We start from the raw sequence: 23,628 nt of genomic DNA, 5'->3' as shown, positions 1-23,628 counted from the left end.
TCAGCCACCGACTTGGGAGAGTTCCATTAAATTACTGTTCACTACCTGGGCTTTCAGTCATCAGATTACTTTATGTGCTTTTCGCTGTAAAGATAGTGAAATTTCCCGTAAGAGCCTCAGAGAATAGAAATTACGCCCCCTCTTACAGATAAAAACCGCTTATACTGCTTGATCCCTTGCCACAACCCAAAAACAAGACAATAAAACAGCCTTTAGTATCTTTTAAATAACGCAAAGAAATAAAACTTATCTACTTTGCCACACTCTCTGTATTAAGGTTTAGAGTATAGGCAGATCAATGAAACTTCGGCTAGCGTCAGCCTTCACCATACTAATTATCATAGCGTTTTTAGGCTTGGTGTACGTCTACAATTACCGACTGACCCAAAGTATTCGGTTTGATGCCCACCCTGTTACAAAAGAGTTCATCAAAAGTAATGCTTCCCTTAAAGACAAAGATACTATCAACATCCTTATCATAGATGGCGGTGGAATACGTGGTTTGATACCACTCTATGTTATTCAACATATCGAAGAACAGACCGGCAAACCTATTGATGAATTGTTTGATGTCTTTAGTGGAGTATCCACTGGTGCCATCATCGCTACTGGTCTCAATGTGACCCAAGAATCATTTGAAGATGATCACCCAGGAACTGAAAACCTAAAATCTCAAAGTGATAAAATCATTAATATTTATAAAAAAGATAGCAGATACGTATTCTCCGTACCTTGGTATCACAAATTACTAACCTTTAATGGTTTTATCTCCCCCGCTTTAGCGGTGATCGCTTAAGCGAAACCATGGAAAAAAATTTCACTGACAAATTAAAATTTACGAGCCTGAAAAACTACGTCATCATCCCCTCCCTCAATATTCACATGGGCCAGCTTCAATTATTCAAGAATCGTGGCGAGGCAATTACTAAGCTACCCACCAATACACTCTACCAATTAGTTACAGCCGCAGCTAGCGCGGAAACAGTATTCCCCCCGTCGATTTTATGACTACCGGACAAGACATACATCATCAGTATTATGCCGATGCTGGCGTAGACGCTAACAATCCCACCAGTATTGTATTACGTGATATTATCAGGGAGTTCCCCGGAAAAAACTATTATGTACTAGTCCTTGGGGCTGGCACGCAACCACTAGCTACCACGGAAACTGACTATAGAAGCCTAAAAAACTGGGGGCAAATTAACTGGATCCAAGACCTAATTTCAAACGTACAAAGGTCTATGGATAATCAACAGTTATATACACTGGAAATTGCGAAATCTCTCACTCCTGAGGGACGGATTAATTATAATTATTTCAATGTTGAACTTGTAAATCCATATGTTGACCCGTTTGACTACAAGGCAAGTAATAAGCTAAAAGTTTTATCAGACAGACTTATCAGGGAGAATAAAGCCGAGATTGATCAAGTCGTCGAGAGGCTCAAAAAAAATGGATAGCGCTACCGTTAATCAATCATCACTAAGATGCTTGGGTCTAGACTAGTACACAGCAAATACAGACAACTATTACCTTTCTTCTTGACAATTCTCAGCTCTCAGGCTTTTGCAAGAGGCATAGTTATCATATTCTGGGCGGAATGAAAGTACACTGACCAAGGGTATGGTCCATCGGTAATGAACACACGCCTTCTTAATCTCGATGTGCTACGGGGGCTAGCTGCAACTTTGGTTGTCTGGCAACACAGTAGTGAAGTATTTATCCGCAACCCATCCATCGCCCAGCACGGCTCGGCTCTGGCTGAATTTATCAGTCAACTGGATTTTGGCCGGATAGGAGTACTTTGTTTTTTCCTAATATCCGGCTTTGTCATTCCCCACAGTCTTCTTGCATCTAACCGTACTCTCAAGAGCTTTGCTATCCGCCGCTTCTTCCGCTTGTATCCCACTTACTGGTTATCTCTGACTGCAATTATCGGACTTACATGGTTGCTCGCTGACCGAACATTCTCTGCATCTACCATTCTTGCCAATACCACAATGCTGCAAGGTCTTATAGGGTTTGAAAGTGTTCAGATTCTATATTGGACTCTTACTGCAGAACTGCTTTTTTACTGTCTCTGCGCACTGATGTTCTCCCTTCGACTACTAGGGAATCCCAGGTACCTACTCTTAGTGTGCTGGGGGGCACTATCGGTATTTATCAGCATGCAACTTTTAGGGCAATCATCGACTCCAATATCCCAGCTTCCCGCCACCACTACTTACCTCCCCTTTGCTATCGCAGTTATGTTCTGCGGAACCCTGATCAGGTATTGCTACGAAACAAGGCGCGGTTATCGTTACATGCTTTGGGGCTTGGTTTCGACTTTCTCGATACCACTACTCGTTATGGCCATGCACCTATTAGGTAGGTCGATCAGCGAAACTCCCCTCCGTTTTTTCTCATCTCATTTCATCGCTTTAGCTATCTTCCTTGTTTTTGTATTACTTCCACTAAAGCCAATACGGCATTTAGTAGCTCTGGGGACTATCAGCTACTCCACTTACCTGTTTCATTTAGTCGTTGTCTTTTTCGGCAGCTGGGTCATAAGCCAACCTTGGGGGCAAGGGTTTACAAGTATTTCTCTATCCACGTTTCTTGTGGCAGTAACACTACTTAGCTTTGCTCTGGCAGCAGCCATTTATTGGTTGGTGGAGAGGCCCTGTATGCAATTTGGGCGCTTTTTGAGCAATCGAAATGGTGGGTTAAACAGGTCAGGGGGAATGTTAAGGGAGAGTTAGTGTGGAAAACTATAGGAATAAGTTAAGGGCCTGGAAGCAAAAAAATAGCCGTAGACTTATTAGTCTACAGCTATTTTTAGCAGCCGTTATCGAGTGTCTACTGCGCCCACAACAAGCTGATAGCAATAGTCCACATCATAATGCCCACCAGTACATCGAGTACCTGCCAGGTTCTGGGGTTCTTAAATAGCGGCTGCATCATGCTGCCACCCACTGAAAGAAGGGTGAACCATAGCAGGGATGCACTACATGCCCCCAGCACAAAAAACCAGGTTCCATTGCCAGCATACTGCGCCCCTACTGAGCCAATCAGTACAACCGTGTCCACATACGCGTGTGGATTAAGCAGGGTTAAGGCTACCGCGGTAATCAAGGCAGAGCGGCGGGATTTCATCCACTCTTTTTGCTCTCCAAGACCTTTATTAGTGAAGGCCGAACGGAAAGCTATAGCACCGTAGGAGAACAGGAAAGCAGCACCGAGCCAGGTCAGCCAGATCATCCAGTCGCCACCCGCTTGTGCGAGGTTTGCAACCAGGAACACGCCGCCTGTGATCAAGGCAATATCCATCAGTACGCATAAAGCCGCGATACTAAAGTGATATTGTCGACGGATACTCTGCGTCAGCAGAAACGCATTCTGCGCTCCGATCGCCATAATCAAACTGATGGTAGTCAAAAAACCTTTTGCGAGCGGCGCCAGCAACAACCCTGAGAACACGATGCCTCCTGTGTTTCATTCTCTAATTTGGAAGTGCCCGCAGGGCTGCGGGCCTTAATAGTGGCGCGAGATTAAGAGTCAAACTAGAATAAGTAAACTTAATTATACTGATCCCTCATAAGAAATTCTTATGCTAGACCTAAAGCAACTCCAGGCCTTTGCCTTTGTCATAGAGGAGCGCAGTTTTGACAAGGCTGCCGCCCTACTCCATGTCAGCCAGTCTGCGATTTCCCAACGAATCAAAGCCTTAGAAAGCCAGGTTGGCCAAGCCCTATTGATACGCTCCAACCCTTTGCGGCCCACTGAAGCCGGCCTCAAAGTGTTGGGGTACTACCAGCAAATGCACTTGTTACAACAAGAGCTTCTCACTGATATCGATCCAGAGGGGGGCAAGACCCGCTATAGCAACCAGAATAAGGTTCGTATCGCACTGAATGCAGATAGTTTGGATACCTGGTTCCTGGCTGCCATCACACCATTGATTCGATCCCAGCAGTTGCTCGTGGATCTAAAGGTTGACGATCAGGACGCTACCCATGAACTGCTGAAGAATGGTGAAGTCATTGGCTGTATCAGTTCAACAACCAGTAACCTCCAGGGCTGCCAATCGGTACTGCTCGGTCATATGGCCTATTACCCGGTATGCACCAAGGCTTTTAAGAAGAAGTTTTTTTCAGACCCGATTAAGGTTGAAGAGCTCCACTACGCTCCCACATTGGAGTTCAACTATAAGGATCAATTGCAGAGTCGTTACCTTAAACAGTTTTGGGGCGTGGAGACCGGTCAGTACCCATCTCATGAAATCCCCTCTTCAAAGAGCTTCCTCAGTTTCTTAACTCTGGGGCTGGGTTGGGGAATGGCGCCAGATATTCAGATCGCCAGCCTGCTAAAAAGTGGAAAGTTGGTGAAACTCGCTGAAGACCAGTATTTGAAGATTCCTCTTTACTGGCATGTTTGGAACTTAAAATCGAAATTGATTAAAGAGATCACTATCAACCTCACAGAACATGCTCGAAAAGCTCTAAACCAATAGTCGAAAAGTTAGTGATGGTGCGACTGCCAGGATGGACAGTAACCCAACTGCAGTTCACCATTTTCCAGCTGTTTTAGGGTTGAAAGTGCTTGGCGATATATAGACCGATTTTCCTTATGCCTAATATCCAGGTTTTTGAAGTTCCGAAAAGCTTCCTGATAAATTTCTTTAGCATCGTCACTCAATAGGAAGCTAACAATATAGTCTCCATGTAGTAATTCATAATTAAAGTAAGCCCCATCCAGCTTCTCTTTCTGTAAAAGCTTCGATGGTTCTGAAGTTATACGGCGAGTGTAATAATTTCCCGGTTTATCTACGATACACTGAGAATGCTCATAGCCACAATTTTTGTCAAAGCTTTGCTTAAGTCGTTCGATACTTTGACCATAGTCTGGATCAGTTTGCCCGTATACAACACCTGAAACGCCCAAAAAAATCATCATTCCGCTACACATCATACAGGGCTCTAAAGATGTGTAGATCGTAACATTGGCCTTGGTCAAATATTGGCTTTTTTCTCCGAGACATTTTTCTGATAGACACTGCTGCATTAAACGCACTTCAGCGTGTTGAGTTTTGTCATCGCAACGCAAAACTGAATTTAGTTGGGCCCCGACTATCTTCCTGGCATCATTATCAAATAAAACCGCACCAATATTATGGCCTCTTTTATTTTTATCAGTAGGTCTGACCCAGTCCTGGAATACTATAGAATAAGCCAACAACATCAGTATTTTATCTTGCTCATCCTTAACACTCTCAGCTTCAGCTATTCCCACAAGAGAAAGTTGTGATAGAGCCCAAAATAGCAGGAAGCGAAGCAACCCGGTATTTTTACCAAAACTGTTCAGCTTTTTGATACTTAGGAGCCCGATTAAAGCCATTTCTCCATTTCACCAATAATAAACCTGACTCTGGCGGGTACAAGTTGAGTGCGCCTAAGCGCCAAATATAGTGTCTCACTAACAGGATTTTCAAGGCTATGTGCCTTAATCAATTTCGGCTTTCGAAATGCACTTACCGCATAGGCAGGTAAAACTGTGAAACCCAATCCCATACTAACGGGCTCCAGTATTAAACTGATCTGATTGGAAAACCCTTTTTGTTGAAAAGCTTCAAGACTTCTAAATTGCGGGAAGTTTGCTCCCAATAATAGACTCGCATGGTGTATACCGTCAGGATGGCCTATGTAGCCCAGCGCTAAAAGCTTCTCCCAGTCAGGAGTTTTTACTTCAGCCGGCGTCACTAGCAACAACCTTTCACTGGCGACCGGCCGACTGTCAAGCTCCTCTGCTTGTGGCGGGCTGGTCATTAATCCAATATCAGCGCCGTTTTCCGCAATGGCCTTCTCTACATCCAGGTTGGGAGCAAAACGGCAGCTCATCGATAAACCCTGATGGATTTTCTGCAGGGACAACAACTTGGGGTAGAGCTTCAGCCCCACACTCCCGGGGCACATTACTCGCACATCCCCACGGTGGGGAGGGTCTTCACCAACAATTTGCCCCAGGCTGGCAAGCTTCTGAATAATCCCCTGCCCTTCCCGGTAGAGCCGATCACCAGCATCAGTGAGCGTGAAGTGTTTACCCTGTCTAACTAACAGAGCGACACCTAAGTGCTCCTCTAACTTGCGTATATGCTGGCTGACCCCAGACTGAGTCATATGCAAGCGATCCGCCGTACGAGTGAAGTGCCCCTCTTCAGCTAAAGTACAGAAGCTTCTTAACCACACTGGACTTATCATTACGAACGCTACTTAAAAATATCACAAATGATAATTATACGTAATGCATTAGAGACTGTAACTTAACCGCATTCAACAAAGGAGACAGCTATGAGTAGCGCATACCCGAGAACCTTTTCTCATATCGGTATTTCAGTGCCGAATCTTGAAGAAGCTGTGAAGTTTTACACCGAGGTACTTGGTTGGTACCTGATTATGAAGCCCACAGATATCACAGAGGACAAAAGCGCTATCGGTGAAATGTGCACCGACGTATTTGGCCCAAACTGGGGTAGTTTCCGTATTGCTCACTTGTCGACAGGGGACAGGATTGGCGTAGAGCTATTCCAGTTTAAAAATCAGGAAAACCCAGAAGATAATTTTGAATACTGGAAAACCGGTATTTTTCACTTCTGCGTACAAGACCCCAACCTGGAAGAACTGGCGGATAAGATTGTGGCGGCTGGAGGTAAAAAACGTATGCCGGAGCCCCGTTATTACTACCCCGGTGAAAAACCTTATCGCATGATTTATATGGAAGATCCTTTTGGCAATATTCTGGAAATTTACAGCCACAGCTATGAGCTGATCTACAGTGCTGGTGCCTACTGATCTTAAGCACTCCAGAGTTCACTCAGCATCATTCGAACGATGCTGAGTGAAATGCCGGCACAGAGTTATTCAGGGGCTCCCTAATTTATTTTGGTATTACTCAATCGCTCTGGTCTGCTGTGATACTGACTACATTACGCAAAACCAACCAAGAAACCACAAAGGCCAAAATTCCACACACCGCAATTACCCCAGCAAGCGATTCTGGTGTTCCATTAAAAACCAAACTGGTTATCAGGATAGCTACAGCCCCGATTGACAACTGCATAGTACCAGCCAGGGCAGAAGCCGTTCCCGCTATAGGGCCATGTCTTTCCATGGAAAGAATAAATGCCGTAGGAAGAACCAAACCAAGAAACATATTACATACGATAAGCATGCATATCAGTAGTACGAGATGATCAAAACCGGCCTCTATCACTAAATACATAGTCACCGAGCTTATCACAAATCCAACTACACCCCACTTCACCAGCTTCACCATCCCTAAATGGGCACCGAAATTTGCTGAAAATTGACTCGACAAGAAGAAACTTAGCGCGTTCAGAGCAAAGGCGAGGCTAAATTCGGTTGGGGTCAATCCGTAGTAATTCGTATATAAGAATGAAGCTGCCGCAAAAAAAGCAAGTACACTGGCGAAGCCAAACCCTCCTATACAAGTAAGCCCTATATAGATCGGGTCACGCAGTAATATTGAATAAGATTCAAGCAGCGCACCTATTTTAAATGGTATGCGCTTATTCACTGGTAAGGTTTCGTGAAGGCTTGTAATAGCAAGTATCAGACTTAAAAAAGTAGCAATGGATATCCCCCAAAATATGCTGCGCCAACCAAACGAAATTAATAGCAGACTACCAATTAATGGCGCCAACATAGGAGAAATTGAAAGGACAAGAATTGCTGTGGTAAGAAGGCGAGTTGCTTGAGTACCCGTATAAGAATCTCGAATTATTGCTCGGGGAATCGACATTACTGAGGCGGCACCCACTCCTTGCAGGAAGCGAAAGGCAATTAACCACTCGATAGTGGTTGCCAGGGCACAACAAATAGATGCGAAAGTAAAAACCAGCAAACCAAAATAGAGCGGCGGTTTGCGGCCAAACATATCGGAAGCGGGGCCATAAAAAATCTGACACACCCCGAACGCAATAAAATAGGCCATCAGCGTATAGGACGCGACCTGGGTTGAGGTGTCGAGGGCCTTTGTCATCGCAGGTAATGCAGGCAGATACATATCAATGGCCATAGGACCAACAGAGCTCAAAAGCCCCAGGATCAACGCCATTTTTATAAAGCCTGAGTTCATCCACAGTCCCTATTGAACCAACTCCACCTTGGCACCTCTACAAGACACCTCTCACAATTACTAAAAAGGGAGAAGGAAAGAATACACCGCGCTTGGGACCCTATGAGGCATGGATGCCGATTAGGAGCTTACAGGGATGTATTCACAGCGTGTCTCGAGAGCGGTGTATTCTTTCCTTCCACCCCAGTAGTAAGTTCCCTCATCCTTTTTCGGACTGGCAGGTCAAACCTTAACCTTCAATCGTAGCAACTTAACTTAGGACCATAAGATCAGGGGAGTTAATGGCCCATGACGCTTCTATACCGTCTGCAGACGGTATAACTAAAGGTTTTCCAACCCTGACCTCCAAGCGTCCAAGGGACTCCTGTGGTGCCCGGCACTTGTTCAGCGCCTCTTGGTGGAAAAGCCCTGTCATTCTAGCAACTGTGGTAGCTCAGGAATTTTTGCCTGGCCTGCTGGCTGCTACCAGCCACAAGCCCAAGCGGCACCCGCTTTCCCCACCAACAAGACAACGTCGCCGCCTCCCTTTAAGCTCTAGGCGCCCAATTACCCCGCGCGGCCGCCGTCAGCGACCCTATATCGCCAATACCCCCTGTTGGATTATCACTCTGCAACCAAACAGTGATGACGTTGACCTATTACTCAGCGCCGGGAAAATGCAGCGACTGCATATCAACACGATTGAGGGGATTGATGGGCGCTCAGGCATTCCGGAACTGGAAGATAATGAGCATATCGCGAATAACGTCACCCGATGGCGCCACTTGTGCGAACTCAAAAGCTCCGAAATTGGATGCTATCTCGCCCACTTGAGAGCAATTCGCCGGGCATACCGCTCCGGCTTGGACCGGGTCTGTATTCTGGAAGATGATGTACAGCTAGAACCCTCATTTGGCCGCGTCCTAGCGGAGTTAGAGCAACTCCCTGAAAATATCGAGATGATTCGACTGATGGGACTTAAGGTCCGCAAGCGAAAAGTCGTGCAAACCTTGAATGACGGTGTTCATCAGTTAGTGCGACCAGAGCGGGGGTGGTGTGGAGCACAGGGATATCTGATTAACCGGCGCGGGATGGAGAAAATCTTAAAATATGCCAACCGTATTTTCGAACCCATCGACAAGGTATTCGATCACTTCTGGCAATTTGACCTAAAACTGTATGGCGTTGAGCCCCACCTTCTGTGGGAAAACGAACACATCTCCAATATTGTTAAATCCAATATCCACCGCACGAAAGTCGCCCGGTGGCTCTATTGGCTGCACCCTTTCGGAAAACTCTGGCGCAGTGTGGGCAGACACTTTTATTTAAGGCTCCACTCAAAAGAATTCTATCCAGCAGAAAAACCCACACAACGCACAGGGCGTACGGCGCGAATTAAATCTTAAGAACCCTGCGATCAATTCTCCCAATAACGCTGCATTTTTAAAAACATAAAAGAAGCGGTCCAGGTAATCATCACCAGTCCCGTAAGGGCTTCAAGGCCAGCAGTAAAACGCAGATGCCCCAGGGGCTCAATATCACCAAAACCCAGTGAGGTATAAGTGGTGAATGAGAAATAGGCGCAGTCCAACAGGCTGCCATTAAAGTTGCCCACCAAAGTACCAAAATAAGGCGAATTCACCATAAAGTAGTAGCAGTAAGCAAACAGCCATATTTCAGCCACGTGGGCGATCAGAGCGCCAAACACCCCCAAGACAATCGCCAGGTTATGCTTGATCGGAATCCAGCGGCCAATCCGGGCAAGGGCACTCAATACTTCGTGGTGAATCAGGACGACGGTGGCGACAACTATTGAATTCACCACAAAAGCAAATGCCAGATCAGCGTCGATCATGAAAGAACTCGCGCACTAAATTGCTTGCCTCTTCCGCCATGACTCCCGACTCCACCGTAATCTTGTGATTGAAAAAGTTGGCTTGTGCCAATTCCAGCTGGCTCTCCACAACACCGGCCCGGGGTTCGGTAGCGCCGTATACCAGCCGCCCTACCCGCGCATGTACCATTGCGCCAAAGCACATAGTACAGGGCTCAATCGTCACATATAAAGTGGTGTTTGGCAGGCGGTAGTTTTGTTGTTTATCTGCCGCTTGCCGCAGGGCTACGATTTCCGCATGGGCACTGGGGTCACAATTCCCAATCGGGCGATTACTGCCCTCCCCTATGATTTTTCCATCCTGGACCAAAACCGCACCCACCGGTACTTCACCGCGCTCAGCAGCGAGTTGTGCAAGCTCCAGGGCTCGCCGCATAAATCCAAAGTCTCTGGGAGTCGCCATAACGCTGCTCTATTACCTCTACCTTCTATCAAGTGCCTGTTATTTATGTTTAATAAAACGACGAATAACAAAGTCCGCCTCCAGCTCCAGGCTGTCGCGCTCTTCGAGTTTCTGCCGTTCTTCACGATTGCCCTTCCAGGCAAAAGGCGTCATAGCGAGAAAATCTGAAATGGCCTGCTTGCTCTTCAATACGAAAGGGAAACAGCAGCGCATATCGACTTCTGGGGTCAACTTCTCAATCACTTTTGGTGCGGGATGTTTACGCGGCTCTTTATAGAGGTACTTCTTTAGTGACCACAAGTGATCGGGGCCAGGGGATACGTCTACCAAATGGCCACCGGTTTTGATTACCCGCTCCATTTCATGATCGGGGGCTGGGGCAAAGATCTTCAGCAGGTTATCCACCGACTCCGAGACCACCGGTAAATTCACATTGCTGGCAACCACAAACTGAGCGCCACTGTCGCGCTTGGCCGCCATACGCACGCCGGATTTTGAAATGTCGATACCGGAAAGGCCGTGGCCATGCCAGCCAGCGGACTCAAGCTCTCGCAGGTAATACCCCTCACCGCAACCGATATCCAGTAAACGGCGGCCGGGCTTGTAGGGCAAGAGCGCCGAGATACTATCAACCAGAGGCCGATAGTAGCCGGCGTGAAGAAAGCGCCGCCGCGCGTGAAGCATCTCCGAAGAGTCACCGGGATCTTTGCGGCGCTTGCGATAAACGGGCAACAAATTGACGTAGCCCTCACGCGCGCGATCAAAACTATGTCGATTGGTACAGTGCCAAGTATCTTTTCCTAAAGTTAAGGGGGCAGCACAAAGCGGGCATTGCCAATTCATTCAACTTCCTGAGTGTGTCTATTCTCTTTTACAAACGAGCGCGAAGACCGCTGCATAATCAAATCTGCCGCCTTCTCCGCAATAGCGATCACAGGCGCATTGGTATTGCCACTGATCAGGGTGGGCATTATGGAGGCGTCCACAACCCTCAGTCCATCCACACCGTGTACTTTTAGCTCGCTGTCCACTACAGCCAATTCATCACTCCCCATTCGACAGGTACCTATCGGATGGTAGATGGATTCTGCATGCTGGCGAATATAGTGGATGATTGACTCTCTATCACTCAACTTCTGCTCTGGGCGCAAGGACTTTTTCTTGTAGCGACTCAGTTCCTCCTGGGCGAGGATATCCTGTGCCATTTCAAATGCCTCCACCATTACCTGCAGATCCTCGGGCTCACTCAGGTAGTTGGGTTCAATTCTGGGCAGTTTGCGTGGATCGGTGGAGTCCAGAGTGATCTCACCGCGACTCTTAGGCCTCAGGGCACAGGCGTGAAGGGAGTAACCGTAGCAGGTGCGCTTATTAAATCCATGTTGGAAAGTCGGAACTGCCGTCATGTGGAATTGAATATCCGGATTGCCACCCGCCAGACTGGAACTGGCAAAGCCCCCCGCCTCGGCCACATTGCTGGTTAGGGGCCCTTTATTTAAAAAGATCAGTTCTGGCAGGCGCATTGCAGTGAGAAGCTTCGGCCATAGTGCCTCGGAAAAGCTAACCGCTTCTGAAGCTTCCACAACTTGAATGATATCCAGGTGGTCCTGCAGGTTTTTTCCGACACCGGGAAGATGCGCTTGCGAAGTCACTCCAGATTTACGCAATTGGTCCTGATCCCCAATACCAGACAGCAATAATAGCTGTGGCGACTGGATAGCACCGGCACTTAAAATCACTTCCTTATTCGCCAGGATTTTAGTGCCATCAAGCAATTCGACGCCGGTCGCTTTCTCTCCCCTGAGAATAATCCTCGCCACCTGGCTGTTGGTACGAACATGTAGGTTAGAGCGGCTGGAAACTGGGTGCAGATAAGCTGTAGCCGCAGAGCAGCGGCGTCCGCGCCGTTGGGTTACTTGGTAAAAACCCACTCCATTTTGCTGACTGCCATTAAAATCATTATTCGGCCGGTGTCCCAGGGACTCAGCTGCGCGTAAAAAAGCATGGCCCGATCGGGTTTTCCACTTTAAATCCGAGACCGACAGAGGGCCGTAGCCACTGTGGTGCGCATCAGTACCCCGTTCATTGCCTTCCGACATTAAGAAGTAAGGCAACAAGCCCTTCCAACCCCAACCGGGATTACCCTCCGCTTCCCAGGCATCGTAGTCATCGCTGTTTCCACGAATATAAACCATGGCATTTATAGAGCTACTACCCCCGAGGGTCCTGCCCCTCGGCCAAAATAATTTCCTGTCATTCAGGTGCTTTTGTGGCGTGGTATGGTGGTGTAGGTTGTAGCGAGTACCCGGCAGTAACTCGCCAATACCGACAGGGATGGAGATCAAGGGGCTCCGGTCTTTAGGACCCGCCTCCAGAAGACAAACTCGATTCTGCTCTTCGGCACTGAGCCGATTTGCTAAAACACAACCGGCGGAGCCGGCACCTACGATCACATAATCAAAAATCATTTGAGTGGACATGGGACCTCAGCACCTTTGTAGCTGGATGGTCCACTGACGGTACACTCAAGCTGTGAATAATGACAGGCTGGAGGTCACCCAAGCATGCCCAATTCCGAATTCAGTGATGATCAGGTACTCACCTGCTGGCATAAGAATGCTCATGAGTGGACTAAAGTAGTAGACAATGCCGCCATTCCCAGCCGCCGACTAGTTACTGATGCTGCCATTGTCAGCACAATCATGGCGTACCAACCTGCGAGCATTTTAGATATCGGTTGCGGTGAAGGCTGGCTCAGTAGAAAACTGGCGGAGCAAGGTATTCGAGTCTGTGGTGTCGATGGCGTTAAGGATTTAGTGGATATTGCCAGCGCTCGAGCAGGCGCCAATGAATCCTACCGGCGATTGCAGTACGAAGAAATTTGCGCCGAAAAACTGGAACAGCAGTTTGAACTTATCGTGTGCAACTTCTCCCTCATCGGAAAGGAATCTGTCGAGCAACTATTCAGCCATGCACGCGAGTTAATACTGCCCGGTGGGTATTTTGTCATCCAAACTCTTCACCCCCATCAGGCCTGCGGTAATGAGCCCTATCGAGATGGATGGCGCCCGGGATCTTGGGAAGGTATTGACGGAGATTTTGAAGAGGCCGCTCCCTGGTATTTCCGCACCCTGGAAAGTTGGGTCCAGCTATTTCGTGACAACAGCTTTGCCATAGAAGCGATTCACGAACCCAGAGCCGATAGCCAACCAACCCCATCCTCACTGATTATTTGTGGGAGAATTTTGCGGTAGCGCATTTTGGAACTCTTTCCTGGCACCTAAGCCCCGATCCGGTGGAAAGAGGAGCTATTCAAGACAATTTTTTCATCAGCATTGGCACAGAAATACCAAAACAATAATAAAAAAACATTGGCGGGCTCCTGCTCACGCTCGCGACCACTTAGACAAAAATGAAAAAGTATCCATTTCATGCGGCCTCCAAGGAAAGAGATGACTTTTTCGGACTGTCCAGTAAGTGGAGTTGCATCAGCCGCCTAATTAATTCGAAAAAATGCTTTGTTAAGGGTGACCCATAATAAATTCAACGACCGCTTGCGGCCATCGAAATGAGAAGTTGACACCCAGGGGTAAACAGAATGCTACTCTGCAGTTTCCGATTCAGCGCCAATCAACTAGTGCCAAAAACCGTTGGCCTATTTCTTCTGCCCGCGTGCTGCGTCTGTTCTGCCGATGAGTTATTTATCCCGGATTCCCATGAAACCCTGAATATGGAATCCGGCAGTCTGTTTTTCTCCGACAGTGCATTTGCAATGGATAACGAAGCCCTGGTCCAGGCCGCCGAGTACTTACGCACCAATAGTATGAGCAACGTACAGCGACGCCTAAATTACCAATGGCTGCAGATGCACACCAATCCAGATGAGTTTAAGCCCCTGAAAGGCGGCAAAGCCCTGTCCAAAATCCTGCGAATGGGGCTTGAGACTTACAAGGCACAAAACTCCCGCGCCGCACGTACAGGCTTGCTCAGGTACACCAACAATAAGGGTAAGATTGGCAGCTCGGTGGACTATGGCATCTCTCTGTCCGATGACAAATTCAAGTTCTCTTTTGAGCTGGAGTTTTAGGGAGCCCCTGAACTCAGGCGCGCTACCTCTCCTTCCCCGTTTACAGGTTTGTTAGAATCTCCGCCACTTAAAACCGGCGGAGATAACCGTGAGTAGCTCGAACACCCCCAAATCCTTTCCTGAACTCCCTGTTGCCGGGGTGGGTCCACGCCTGGCCGCACTGCTCTACGACCTGCTGATATTGATGGGCCTACTGGTGGTTTACGGCTTTATCGCGCTGATGGTTGCCTCTACCGTGGTGGGCCTCAACTGCCAGCCCGAGGCAAATGACTACAACCCCTGTGTCAGCGGACCATTCTTCCAGCTGGGCGCTCTAGCGGTTATCGTAGGGTATTACTTCTGGTCCTGGAGGGCTGCGGGTCAAACTGTGGGGATGCGCGCTTGGCGTCTGCTGCTGGCGAGCCCAAACGGAGCCCAGCTCACTTGGCGCCAGTGTATCCTTCGCGCCATCGTAGCGCCGCTGTCTATTGCTTGTTTGGGACTCGGTTACTTCTCTGCCTGGGCCAGATCCGACAAGGCCACGTGGCATGACCTTATCTCCGAATCCGAGGTGCGCGTACTTCCCAAGAAGTCTAAAAAGTAGAAGGCTAGGGGCCCTAACGGGCCCGCTGCAGTAGGTACCACCCCGCGCCAAAGCACAGCAATATCGGTAGTAACACCGCGAGGAAAGGCGGGAAACCAAATACCAGGGAAGATGGCCCCAACATATCCTGGACAAACTGGAACACCAGGCCAACCACCAATCCGGTAAACACACGTAGTCCGGTGGTTACTTCCCGCAGAGGGCCAAAAATAAAGGAGATCGCCACCATCACCAGACTGGCGATAGTGAGTGGCTGCAATACTTTTTTCCAGAACTGCAACCAGTAGCGACTGGAGTCTTCACCCTTGCGATCGAGGAACTTGCCGTAAGCCCAAAGGCTGCGCGGTGACAGATCCGCCGGCATAGGCACCACCAAAGCGAATAACTCTGGCGAAATCTCCGCCTTCCACTCAGTCGTAGGCAGCGCCTCACTCTCGGTATGTTCACCGGTGAAGATCGTCGTGCGGCTATTCTCCAGCTCCCAGCGCTTACCATCAAAATGGCCGCGCTCAGCAAACTCCACCTGCTCCAGCTCTCGATCAGCACCGAAGTGGTAGCGGGTAACACCGTAAAGTTCACCATCCGGCAGCGCCGCGTTGAAGTGCACAAACTCGCCGCTGTCTTTCAGCCACAGGCCACTTTCCAGACCGCTCGCCTCCAGCTCACCCAATGCCCGGGCTTTGTCACTCTCGGCAATTACATTGGTCTTGGGAATAACAAATTCCGCCAGGCCCAAACCCAGTAAAATCAGCAGCATAATGGGCTTCATCACCGCCCAGGTAATCCGACCGATTGAGACGCCGGCAGACCGCATAACGGTCAGCTCACTGGTACCTGCCAATGAGCCCAGCCCCACCAGACACCCAACCAGGGCGGAAAAGCCCAGCTGTTCATAGATACGCGCCGGCAATGTCCAACCCACATACTTCAGGGCATCGGCAAAGCCATAATCCTTCTTCAGCTCCCCCAACTGGTCCACTAATGCAAAGACCACAGTGAGGCCAAGAATAATCATCAGCGCGCCACCCACAGCAACAATAACGGTGCGGGCGATATATAAATCGAGCTTACTCACCTGGCGACTCCTTCACATCCTCGGGCAAACGCTTGGGCGGCGCCTTGCGCCAATTTCTTCCCGCTAACAGCAGCAAGCCGAGCAGTAAGAACGGCGGGTGAACCAGCCAGATCATTGCCGGATTGGAAATCTTGCCGTCCTCAATCGCCCCCCTGACACCCTGCAGGATTACCAGGTAGGTGATATACAGCAGAATGGCCGGGATCATCTTCGCAAAACGCCCCTGGCGAGGGTTGGTACGGGATAATGGCACTGCGAGTACTGCAACCACCAATACCAATATCGGAAGGCTGAAGCGCCAGTAGAGGTAGGCCCTCTGTTGCGGATCATCGCCTTTAAGAAGATCCAGGGTTGAAGCCGATTCCATCTGGTCCTGCAAGCGGCTGCGCTCGCGAGGCACCTCCAGAATCACCGAGTAACTGTCAAATTTCATCTGGCGGTATTCCCGCTCACCGGGAACACCCTCATAGCGATAACCGTCGCGCAGTACCAAATAGCGCAGGCCTGTCTCAGGATCTATCTCCTGTACACCTTCACGAGCGCGGATGACAATCTGCTGGTCTGCCTCAGTTTCCTCTTCCGCACCACCCAACTCAGCCAGGAACACCCCCAACATGGTGGACTTGTCCTCGCTCAGCGCATCGGCGTAATAAACCGCGCGGCCGCCCTGGGAGGACACAAATCTTTTTGGTACCAGGTGATCAAATTCGTTGCGCGCCTTTTCTGCATTTAACAGGCTGGTGGAACGCTCCATACCCGCCGGAGAGAAATACAGGCTCATGGACGCCACCACCAGCGCCAGCATCAGTGCTGGAATCATGGTGTAGCCCAGCAAACGCCAATCGCTAAAGCCACAGGCGTGCAGAACCGTCATTTCACTTTCTATATAAAGGCGGCCATAGGAGAGGAGAATCCCCACAAACAGGCCCAGCGGTAATACCAGTTCCAGGAATCCCGGCAAACGGAATCCCATCAGGGAGAACAGGATATTCGCCGAAATATCACCGGCGGCAGCTTCCGCAAGGTATTTCACGAATCGGCCGCTCATCACAATTAACAGCAAAATTGCGCTAACCGCTAGCGTGGCAAACAGCAGCTCGCGGCAGAGATAGCGAAAAATAATCACAGGGCGAACAAATTCCTTGGTGACAGCGGTGTGATGGTGTCTGAATCAAAAACGAGCAAGTTTCCCTCTAGGTACAGCAATCCACAGGCAGGCGGGTTAAACTTGTGCGACGCATTATCACTAAAAATTCTTGCTATGTCTCGGCCTAGAGACATGCAATCTATTGTCAGATTTTAAGGAAAGCGAAAAATGCAGTTCTCCGCCAAGGTTGCAGATATCAGTAAACAACGCAGTGCCTGCTCTATTATTTCAGCAGATGCCAAAAATAACCTCAGCGAAAGTGGAAAAAGCCTGGATAAATTGACCGGGGGAATGATTGCAAAAATCCTCAAGCGCGGGGACTTGGGGGCCAAATCCGGCAGCATCCAGCTGATCAATCTTATCGACGTTCCCAGCGAGCGCGTTCTGGTCGTACGCACCGGTAAAGGCACCATCAGCCAGGCGGAATTCCGCAAGCTGGCAGCCAGCAGTGCCAATGGGGTAAAGAACTTTAAAGAGGCCGCGAGCTACCTGTGCGAAGTAGAGGTTGAAGGTGCCGATAATCGCTGGAAAGCACAGCAAATCGCCATGGCCGCCGGCCTGGCAAGCTATCGCTACACCCTGTCCCGCACCGATGCAAAGCCCCTGCCCCTGGCGAAATTTACCATCCACGCTCCAGAGAAAAAGCAGCTGAAAGCTATTCAAGGCGGCATGGAAGTGGGTGCCGCTCAAGCACTGGGCAGCAATGTCGCCCGTGATTTGGGGGATCTCCCAGGCAATATTTGTACCCCCAACTACCTGGTTGCCCAGGCGAAGGCGCTGGCTAAAAAACATGCAAAGCTCACCACCAGCGTGCTGGACGAAAAGAAAATGAAAGCCCTGGGCATGGGTGCTTTCCTCAGCGTCTCCAAAGGCAGCGACGAGCCCCCCGCGCTGATTGCCATGAACTACAAAGGTGGCAAGGCCAGCGAAAAACCTGTGGTATTGGTCGGTAAAGGCATCACCTTCGATAGCGGCGGCATCAGCATCAAGCCGGGCCAGGCTATGGACGAAATGAAATACGACATGGGCGGTGCCGCCAGTGTCTTCGGCGTAATGAACGCCCTGGTTGAACTGCAGCCTTCTATCAACGTAGTAGGCCTGGTTGCCGCTGCTGAAAATATGCCCAGCGGCGGCGCCAGCAAGCCCGGTGATGTTGTGACTTCCATGTCCGGCAAAACCATCGAAATCCTCAACACCGATGCCGAAGGCCGCCTGGTTCTGTGCGATACGATCACCTACGCAGCCAAGTTCAAGCCCAGCGCAGTGATTGATATCGCCACCCTCACCGGTGCCTGTGTTATCGCCCTGGGCCATCACGCCACCGGTCTCTACGCCAATAACGAAGAACTGGCCAAGAGCCTTCTCCAGGCTGGCGAAACTACTGGCGACCGCGCATGGCAAATGCCGCTGTGGGACGAGTACCAGTCCTCCCTGGATTCCAATTTTGCCGATATCCAAAATATCGGTGGGCGCGAAGCCGGTTCAGTAACCGCTGCCTGTTTCCTGGCGCGTTTTGCCAAAGACTACAAATGGGCACATATGGATATTGCCGGTAGTGCCTGGAAGTCCGGCGCACAGAAAGGTGCAACCGGCCGTCCGGTTCCCCTACTGGTTGAATATCTACTGGGCAAATAAGTAGCCAAAGCGCACAATAGCCGCCGGCACCATCGGTGCCCGGCGCGCCGGGCGGTCCATTGATTAATGGGCCGCTTTTGTTTTTGGCAGCGTATCAATATGGCCGGGATTATTTGACCAGTATCTGTAATGACTCGCATTGATTTCTATATTCTCTCTTCCGACCAACCGGAACACGCCGATGTTTTTGCCTGCCGCCTGGCTGAGAAAGCCTTCCGCGCGGGTATGCGTGTATTAATCGCGGTGGACGACCCGCAACGGGCGGAGCAGATGGATCAACTGCTGTGGACATTTCGCGAGGACAGTTTCCTGCCCCACGCCCCACAAACTGAAAACCAACAGGCGCAAATAGAAATTAACAGTGGCGAAGACCCCGCAGATCACCACGGCTTACTGATCAATCTCTGCTCCAAAGTACCCAAGTGGTTTAGCCGCTTTGAACGCTTGGCAGAAGTTGTTATCCAACAACCGGAACCATTAAAACGGTCCCGATTGCGATTTGGTCACTTCCGCGATCGCGGATATCCGTTACAATCCCATAAGATCAATTAGAGCCTCTAACTACGTCCGAGAGTCATGTCCGGCAAAAAAACAAACACAAGCAACGCGGACAGCAGCGCAAGCAGCCCAGTGAATTTCTGGATGAACTTAATTCACTGCACAACTTGCTTGTCACCGACGAGAACAATGAAGAAATCCCCGTGCTCAGCCAGGTGGCCAAGCAGGGTAATCCTGTAACCCCTGAGCCCCCCACTCTTCCCACTATTGCCGACATACCAAAACCCAGTGGGACACCAGCTACCAGTGAGTTCGAAAATATCGATACCTCACTGGAAGATATCGACTTGCCGATTTTATTTTCACCGGTTGAAGAAGAGATGCTGGCCCAGCAATCCCTGTCGCTGGCAGAGTCTGACCTGGCTCTATTGCGCCCGCTTCAAGAGCTGGCTGTAGAGGATGAAGAACCACAGACTTCCGCAGAAACCGGGCAAATCGAAGAAGAGCCCGTTGAAGATAAACCGGTTGAAACACCGTTAGAGCAGATTTCCCAGGAAACCAAAGTTGAAGATTTCCCAGAGGCCGAACTGGAGAGAGAGCCCGAACCGCAGCCGGAGCCCCGGGCGGAAAACCCATTTCTGCCAAATCATATTCGCTCCCGCCTCACCGGTGGACGGCCCCTGCCAGTTGAAGAAAATACCCAAGTAACCGAAGCAACAGTGCCCCCGGAAACAGAAGCCCCAGCAACAGTGGCCCCGGCCCCTGAAGTAAAGGAAGAAGCTGAACTTCCAAGCACTGAGGCCCAAGCCGCCGAAGAAGATCCGGCCGCAGCTCCTGAGCCCTCCGCCAAAGAGCGCCAGCGCCAGGAATTGATCGAGCAACTCGTCGCCCAGCAACTGCCTAAACTGGAGCGCCGCCTGCGCGCCCAAATAGAACACGTGGTCGACGAGCTCGGCGTTTGGGATTAAGAGACGGCCTAAGGGAGCCTCTGAATAACTCCCTAAGCTCAAATACCGCCTTTTGCCCACCAGACCCCGGCGGTATAATTGCCGCCTTTTCCGCGCAGCCCGAGCAAGCACCAGACTATCCTGAGCCAAAACGCTGTGCACGCAGTCAGTTAAACACAAGGTTTCCCGCCCGCATGGACAAAACATACCAGCCCAACGCCATCGAACAGCAGTGGTACAAAACCTGGGAGGAGAACGGCTACTTCAAGCCTTCCGGGGATACTGAGGCCAAACCCTACAGCATTATGATCCCGCCGCCGAACGTCACCGGCAGCCTGCATATGGGCCACGGTTTCCAGGAGTCCATCATGGACGCCCTGATTCGCTACCACCGCATGCAGGGAGACAACACCCTGTGGCAAGTGGGCACCGACCATGCCGGTATCGCCACCCAGATGGTGGTAGAGCGCCTGCTGGGCGCCGAAGGCGTATCCCGCCACGACCTGGGCCGCGACAAGTTTATTGAGAAAGTCTGGGAGTGGAAGGAAGAGTCCGGCGGCACCATTACCCGCCAGCTGCGTCGCCTCGGTGCCAGCCCCGACTGGTCCCGCGAACGCTTCACCATGGACGACGGCTTCTACAAAGCAGTGCAGGAAGTCTTTATCAAACTGTATGAAGACGGCCTGATTTATCGCGGCAAGCGCCTGGTGAACTGGGACCCGAAATTCCACACTGCGATCTCAGACCTCGAAGTATTAAACGAAGAAAAGCAGGGTCACCTGTGGCACTTCCGCTACCCGCTCTCCGACGGCTCCGGCCACTTGGTAGTTGCCACTACCCGCCCGGAAACCATGCTCGGCGATACCGCCGTAGCCGTACACCCGGAAGATGAGCGCTACCAGCACCTGATTGGCAAGACCATCAAATTGCCCCTGGCGGATCGCGAAATCCCGATTATTGCCGACGAATACGTCGATCGTGAATTCGGCACCGGCTGTGTAAAAATCACCCCAGCCCACGACTTCAACGACTACGAAATGGGCCAGCGCCACAACCTCGAGATGATCAACATCCTCGATGCCGACGCCCACCTGAACGACGCAGTGCCGGAAAAATACCGGGGCATGGAGCGCTTTGCCGCGCGCACCCAGATTGTCGATGACCTGGACGCCCTCGGCCTGCTGGAAAAAGTAGAGCCCCACACCCTCAAGGTACCTCACGGCGATCGCTCCGGCGCCGTGATCGAGCCCTGGCTCACCGATCAATGGTACGTAAAAACCCAGCCCCTGGCCGATGAAGCCATCGCCGCCGTTGAAGATGGCCGCGTTGAGTTCGTACCGAAAAACTACGAAAACATGTATTTCTCCTGGATGCGCGATATCCAGGACTGGTGTATTTCCCGCCAGCTGTGGTGGGGCCACCGCATCCCCGCCTGGTACGACAACGAAGGCAAAGTCTATGTTGGCCGCAGCGAAGAGGAAGTGCGCGACAAGCACAACCTGAGCGCCGACATCAGCCTGCGCCAGGACGACGACGTACTCGACACCTGGTTCTCCTCCGGCCTGTGGACCTTCGGCACCTTGGGCTGGCCAGAAGATACCGAAGAACTGAAAGCCTTCCACCCCAGCTCCGTACTGGTCACCGGCTTTGATATTATTTTCTTCTGGGTCGCGCGCATGATGATGCTGACCCTCTACTTCAAGAAAGAAGTACCGTTTAACACCGTGTACGTACACGGCCTGGTGCGCGACAACCACGGCCAGAAGATGTCCAAATCCAAGGGCAACGTGATCGATCCTATCGACCTGATCGACGGTATCGACCTGGAACCCCTGGTAGAGAAGCGCACCTCTGGTCTGATGCAACCTCACCTACGCGAGAAGATCGAAAAGCAAACCCGCAAGGACTTCCCCGAAGGCTTCTCTGCTTTTGGTACCGATGCCCTGCGCTACACCTACTACTCGCTGGCTTCCACCGGCCGCGACATCAAGTTTGATGTGGGCCGTATTGAAGGCTTCCGCAACTTCTGTAACAAGATCTGGAATGCCTCCCGCTACGTACTGCAAAACTGCGAAGAGCACGATTGCGGACAAGATGGCAGCACCGATTTTGAACTGACCATCGCCGACCGCTGGATTATTTCCCAACTGCAGCGCACCGAAATCACCGTACGCGAAGCGATGGACACCTACCGCTTCGACCTCGCCTCCCAGGCCCTGTACGACTTTATCTGGAGCGAGTACTGCAGCTGGTACCTGGAACTGTCCAAACCGGTACTGTGGGACGACAACGCGTCCGACGCAGTGAAGAAAGGCACCCGCCGCACCCTGATCCGCGTACTGGAAACCATCTTGCGCCTGGCTCACCCGCTGATGCCGTTTATCACCGAAGAAATCTGGCAGCGTGTAAAAACCCTCGCCGGCTCCAACGGTGACACCATTATGCTGCAGCAGTACCCGGAAGCCGATAACAGCAAGATCGACGAAGAAGCGGAAGCGGCTGTTGCCTGGTTGAAGCAGGTTATTGAAGGCGTGCGTAATATTCGCGGTGAAATGAATATTTCCCCAGCGAAGAAAATCCCACTGATCCTGCGCGGCGGTTCCAGCCGAGACAAAGAACTGCTGGAGCAAGCCCGCAGCCTACTGACCAAACTGGCGAGCCTCGAAGAAATCACCTGGCTGGAAAGTGGAGAAGCGGCCCCCGCCTCCGCCACGGCACTGGTAGGCGATATGGAATTGCTGGTACCCATGGCTGGCCTGATCGACGTTAAAGCCGAGAGCGCCCGTCTACAAAAAGAGATTGATAAACTTTCCAAAGAACTCGCACGAGTTGAAGGCAAACTCAACAATCCCAAGTTTGTAGACAAAGCCCCCGAAGCCGTTGTTGCCAAGGAGAAGGACAAGCTTGCAGAAATGAAAGGTGCTCACGAGCGTCTGCAACAGCAACTTGAAGAAATCAGCAACCTTTAATGGTGCTGGTAATCCGCTCCGATAAAAAACGGATCTGACTTAAAAAAGGGGGCTCTGCCCCTTTTCTTTTTTTGATATAAATCAAGTAACCCCTTCTTGCCCTAGTGCCTTTCGATTTTCTATCAACTTCAGAACCCGAGTATGTGCTCAATGTACCTGCATCGCTTATGGGTTTGTCAGCTCCAAAAACAGCTTTACCCAAGTGGTATACGACCTAAAGCGCGCTAAAACGCTTCAAGCTACGCTCAATCATTCGACCCTCCTGAGTACCAGAT

25 protein-coding genes are annotated in these 23,628 nt (G+C 50.6%); 14 read left to right on the top strand and 11 right to left on the bottom strand.

Annotated elements, in window-relative coordinates; translation table 11 throughout:
* The first annotated feature begins 298 nt into the window (after window positions 1–298).
* The 4 genes from QT397_08705 to QT397_08690 all read left to right on the top strand — a co-directional run bounded on the left by QT397_08705 (window position 299) and on the right by QT397_08690 (window position 2,747).
* Entirely contained in the window at window positions 299–796 is a 498-nt protein-coding gene (locus tag QT397_08705; GenBank protein WNZ57401.1) for a patatin-like phospholipase family protein, read from the top strand.
* Between the two features lie 8 nt (window positions 797–804).
* A complete protein-coding gene (locus QT397_08700; GenBank protein ID WNZ57400.1) occupies window positions 805–1,008 on the top strand; it encodes a hypothetical protein in 204 nt (67 codons plus the stop codon).
* Window positions 1,005–1,463 carry a hypothetical protein gene (locus tag QT397_08695; protein WNZ57399.1) on the top strand — a complete coding sequence of 153 codons (459 nt, stop codon included), beginning with the start codon at window positions 1,005–1,007 and terminating at the stop codon, window positions 1,461–1,463. The genes QT397_08700 and QT397_08695 overlap by 4 nt, the downstream gene beginning before the upstream one ends.
* A gap of 177 nt (window positions 1,464–1,640) precedes the next feature.
* Window positions 1,641–2,747: an acyltransferase gene (locus tag QT397_08690; GenBank protein WNZ57398.1), complete on the top strand. Its 1,107-nt coding sequence runs from the start codon at window positions 1,641–1,643 to the stop codon at window positions 2,745–2,747.
* 97 nt (window positions 2,748–2,844) lie between these two features.
* On the opposite strand, the gene QT397_08685 is transcribed toward QT397_08690, so the two are convergent.
* Window positions 2,845–3,465 carry a LysE/ArgO family amino acid transporter gene (locus QT397_08685; GenBank protein WNZ57397.1) on the bottom strand — a complete coding sequence of 207 codons (621 nt, stop codon included), beginning with the start codon at window positions 3,463–3,465 and terminating at the stop codon, window positions 2,845–2,847.
* Between the two features lie 130 nt (window positions 3,466–3,595).
* On the opposite strand from QT397_08685, the gene QT397_08680 reads away from it, so the two are divergent.
* The gene (locus QT397_08680) at window positions 3,596–4,498 is read left to right on the top strand and encodes a LysR family transcriptional regulator ArgP (protein ID WNZ57396.1); all 903 of its coding nucleotides are present in this window, start codon (window positions 3,596–3,598) and stop codon (window positions 4,496–4,498) included.
* An 8-nt stretch (window positions 4,499–4,506) separates the two neighbouring features.
* Here QT397_08680 and QT397_08675 read toward each other — a convergent pair whose 3' ends face one another.
* On the bottom strand, window positions 4,507–5,382 hold the full coding sequence (locus QT397_08675; protein ID WNZ57395.1) for a nucleoside deaminase: 876 nt from the start codon (window positions 5,380–5,382) through the stop codon (window positions 4,507–4,509).
* Window positions 5,373–6,242 (bottom strand): LysR family transcriptional regulator, encoded by an 870-nt coding sequence (locus QT397_08670; protein ID WNZ57394.1) that lies wholly within the window; start codon window positions 6,240–6,242, stop codon window positions 5,373–5,375. Before QT397_08670 ends, QT397_08675 begins: the two co-directional genes overlap by 10 nt.
* A gap of 90 nt (window positions 6,243–6,332) precedes the next feature.
* Here QT397_08670 and QT397_08665 point away from each other — a divergent pair, with 90 nt between their 5' ends.
* A complete protein-coding gene (locus tag QT397_08665; GenBank protein ID WNZ57393.1) occupies window positions 6,333–6,833 on the top strand; it encodes a lactoylglutathione lyase family protein in 501 nt (166 codons plus the stop codon).
* 100 nt (window positions 6,834–6,933) lie between these two features.
* Here QT397_08665 and QT397_08660 read toward each other — a convergent pair whose 3' ends face one another.
* Window positions 6,934–8,139, bottom strand: a complete 1,206-nt coding sequence (locus tag QT397_08660; GenBank protein WNZ57392.1) for a multidrug effflux MFS transporter — start codon at window positions 8,137–8,139, stop codon at window positions 6,934–6,936.
* A 281-nt stretch (window positions 8,140–8,420) separates the two neighbouring features.
* Between QT397_08660 and QT397_08655 the strand changes: the two genes are divergently transcribed.
* The gene (locus QT397_08655) at window positions 8,421–9,524 is read left to right on the top strand and encodes a glycosyltransferase family 25 protein (GenBank protein WNZ57391.1); all 1,104 of its coding nucleotides are present in this window, start codon (window positions 8,421–8,423) and stop codon (window positions 9,522–9,524) included.
* Window positions 9,525–9,535: 11 nt separating this feature from the next.
* Here the strand turns inward: QT397_08655 and QT397_08650 are convergent, their stop codons facing one another.
* The 4 genes from QT397_08650 to QT397_08635 are packed head-to-tail and all read right to left on the bottom strand — an operon-like array spanning window position 9,536 to window position 12,892.
* Complete coding sequence (locus tag QT397_08650) at window positions 9,536–9,973, bottom strand: ion channel (GenBank protein ID WNZ57390.1); 438 nt, start codon at window positions 9,971–9,973, stop codon at window positions 9,536–9,538.
* Window positions 9,960–10,415 (bottom strand): tRNA adenosine(34) deaminase TadA, encoded by a 456-nt coding sequence (gene tadA, locus QT397_08645; protein ID WNZ57389.1) that lies wholly within the window; start codon window positions 10,413–10,415, stop codon window positions 9,960–9,962. The genes QT397_08650 and tadA overlap by 14 nt, the downstream gene beginning before the upstream one ends.
* A gap of 39 nt (window positions 10,416–10,454) precedes the next feature.
* Complete coding sequence (locus QT397_08640) at window positions 10,455–11,258, bottom strand: methyltransferase domain-containing protein (GenBank protein WNZ57388.1); 804 nt, start codon at window positions 11,256–11,258, stop codon at window positions 10,455–10,457.
* Window positions 11,255–12,892, bottom strand: coding sequence for a GMC family oxidoreductase N-terminal domain-containing protein (locus tag QT397_08635; protein WNZ57387.1), 1,638 nt, complete (start codon window positions 12,890–12,892; stop codon window positions 11,255–11,257). Before QT397_08635 ends, QT397_08640 begins: the two co-directional genes overlap by 4 nt.
* Before the next feature lie 84 nt (window positions 12,893–12,976).
* On the opposite strand from QT397_08635, the gene QT397_08630 reads away from it, so the two are divergent.
* A complete protein-coding gene (locus QT397_08630; GenBank protein WNZ57386.1) occupies window positions 12,977–13,666 on the top strand; it encodes a class I SAM-dependent methyltransferase in 690 nt (229 codons plus the stop codon).
* A 26-nt stretch (window positions 13,667–13,692) separates the two neighbouring features.
* On the opposite strand, the gene QT397_08625 is transcribed toward QT397_08630, so the two are convergent.
* Window positions 13,693–13,845 (bottom strand): hypothetical protein, encoded by a 153-nt coding sequence (locus QT397_08625; GenBank protein ID WNZ57385.1) that lies wholly within the window; start codon window positions 13,843–13,845, stop codon window positions 13,693–13,695.
* A gap of 165 nt (window positions 13,846–14,010) precedes the next feature.
* Here QT397_08625 and QT397_08620 point away from each other — a divergent pair, with 165 nt between their 5' ends.
* Entirely contained in the window at window positions 14,011–14,499 is a 489-nt protein-coding gene (locus tag QT397_08620) for a hypothetical protein (protein WNZ57384.1), read from the top strand.
* Between the two features lie 88 nt (window positions 14,500–14,587).
* Window positions 14,588–15,082 carry an RDD family protein gene (locus tag QT397_08615; protein ID WNZ57383.1) on the top strand — a complete coding sequence of 165 codons (495 nt, stop codon included), beginning with the start codon at window positions 14,588–14,590 and terminating at the stop codon, window positions 15,080–15,082.
* Between the two features lie 13 nt (window positions 15,083–15,095).
* Here the strand turns inward: QT397_08615 and lptG are convergent, their stop codons facing one another.
* Window positions 15,096–16,157, bottom strand: a complete 1,062-nt coding sequence (gene lptG, locus QT397_08610; GenBank protein WNZ57382.1) for an LPS export ABC transporter permease LptG — start codon at window positions 16,155–16,157, stop codon at window positions 15,096–15,098.
* A complete protein-coding gene (gene lptF / locus QT397_08605; GenBank protein ID WNZ57381.1) occupies window positions 16,150–17,283 on the bottom strand; it encodes an LPS export ABC transporter permease LptF in 1,134 nt (377 codons plus the stop codon). The genes lptG and lptF overlap by 8 nt, the downstream gene beginning before the upstream one ends.
* Window positions 17,284–17,472: 189 nt before the next feature.
* Between lptF and QT397_08600 the strand changes: the two genes are divergently transcribed.
* The 4 genes from QT397_08600 (at window position 17,473) to QT397_08585 (ending at window position 23,353) form a co-directional block, all read left to right on the top strand.
* Window positions 17,473–18,939, top strand: a complete 1,467-nt coding sequence (locus tag QT397_08600; protein WNZ57380.1) for a leucyl aminopeptidase — start codon at window positions 17,473–17,475, stop codon at window positions 18,937–18,939.
* 129 nt (window positions 18,940–19,068) lie between these two features.
* The gene (locus QT397_08595; protein WNZ57379.1) at window positions 19,069–19,491 is read left to right on the top strand and encodes a DNA polymerase III subunit chi; all 423 of its coding nucleotides are present in this window, start codon (window positions 19,069–19,071) and stop codon (window positions 19,489–19,491) included.
* A 113-nt stretch (window positions 19,492–19,604) separates the two neighbouring features.
* A complete protein-coding gene (locus QT397_08590) occupies window positions 19,605–20,405 on the top strand; it encodes a hypothetical protein (GenBank protein ID WNZ57378.1) in 801 nt (266 codons plus the stop codon).
* Between the two features lie 173 nt (window positions 20,406–20,578).
* Window positions 20,579–23,353, top strand: a complete 2,775-nt coding sequence (locus tag QT397_08585; protein WNZ57377.1) for a valine--tRNA ligase — start codon at window positions 20,579–20,581, stop codon at window positions 23,351–23,353.
* Window positions 23,354–23,628: the final 275 nt, after the last annotated feature.

Origin of the sequence: Microbulbifer sp. MKSA007, from assembly GCA_032615215.1 — a bacterium.
Taxonomy (GTDB): Bacteria; Pseudomonadota; Gammaproteobacteria; order Pseudomonadales; family Cellvibrionaceae; genus Microbulbifer.
The sequence above is the reverse complement of the archived record's forward strand: the minus strand, read 5'-3'. Positions and strand labels throughout refer to the sequence as shown.

Excerpts from the sequence above, each read along its gene's own strand:
- QT397_08705 (WNZ57401.1), top strand. The coding sequence starts at position 299 with ATGAAACTTCGGCTAGCGTCAGCCTTCACCATACTAATTATCATAGCG.
- QT397_08700 (WNZ57400.1), top strand. The coding sequence starts at position 805 with ATGGAAAAAAATTTCACTGACAAATTAAAATTTACGAGCCTGAAAAAC.
- QT397_08695 (WNZ57399.1), top strand. The coding sequence starts at position 1,005 with ATGACTACCGGACAAGACATACATCATCAGTATTATGCCGATGCTGGC.
- QT397_08690 (WNZ57398.1), top strand. The coding sequence starts at position 1,641 with ATGAACACACGCCTTCTTAATCTCGATGTGCTACGGGGGCTAGCTGCA.
- QT397_08680 (WNZ57396.1), top strand. The coding sequence starts at position 3,596 with ATGCTAGACCTAAAGCAACTCCAGGCCTTTGCCTTTGTCATAGAGGAG.
- QT397_08675 (WNZ57395.1), bottom strand. The coding sequence starts at position 5,382 with ATGGCTTTAATCGGGCTCCTAAGTATCAAAAAGCTGAACAGTTTTGGT.
- QT397_08670 (WNZ57394.1), bottom strand. The coding sequence starts at position 6,242 with ATGATAAGTCCAGTGTGGTTAAGAAGCTTCTGTACTTTAGCTGAAGAG.
- QT397_08665 (WNZ57393.1), top strand. The coding sequence starts at position 6,333 with ATGAGTAGCGCATACCCGAGAACCTTTTCTCATATCGGTATTTCAGTG.
- QT397_08660 (WNZ57392.1), bottom strand. The coding sequence starts at position 8,139 with ATGAACTCAGGCTTTATAAAAATGGCGTTGATCCTGGGGCTTTTGAGC.
- QT397_08655 (WNZ57391.1), top strand. The coding sequence starts at position 8,421 with ATGGCCCATGACGCTTCTATACCGTCTGCAGACGGTATAACTAAAGGT.
- QT397_08650 (WNZ57390.1), bottom strand. The coding sequence starts at position 9,973 with ATGATCGACGCTGATCTGGCATTTGCTTTTGTGGTGAATTCAATAGTT.
- tadA (WNZ57389.1), bottom strand. The coding sequence starts at position 10,415 with ATGGCGACTCCCAGAGACTTTGGATTTATGCGGCGAGCCCTGGAGCTT.
- QT397_08640 (WNZ57388.1), bottom strand. The coding sequence starts at position 11,258 with ATGAATTGGCAATGCCCGCTTTGTGCTGCCCCCTTAACTTTAGGAAAA.
- QT397_08635 (WNZ57387.1), bottom strand. The coding sequence starts at position 12,892 with ATGTCCACTCAAATGATTTTTGATTATGTGATCGTAGGTGCCGGCTCC.
- QT397_08630 (WNZ57386.1), top strand. The coding sequence starts at position 12,977 with ATGCCCAATTCCGAATTCAGTGATGATCAGGTACTCACCTGCTGGCAT.
- QT397_08625 (WNZ57385.1), bottom strand. The coding sequence starts at position 13,845 with ATGAAATGGATACTTTTTCATTTTTGTCTAAGTGGTCGCGAGCGTGAG.
- QT397_08620 (WNZ57384.1), top strand. The coding sequence starts at position 14,011 with ATGCTACTCTGCAGTTTCCGATTCAGCGCCAATCAACTAGTGCCAAAA.
- QT397_08600 (WNZ57380.1), top strand. The coding sequence starts at position 17,473 with ATGCAGTTCTCCGCCAAGGTTGCAGATATCAGTAAACAACGCAGTGCC.
- QT397_08595 (WNZ57379.1), top strand. The coding sequence starts at position 19,069 with ATGACTCGCATTGATTTCTATATTCTCTCTTCCGACCAACCGGAACAC.
- QT397_08585 (WNZ57377.1), top strand. The coding sequence starts at position 20,579 with ATGGACAAAACATACCAGCCCAACGCCATCGAACAGCAGTGGTACAAA.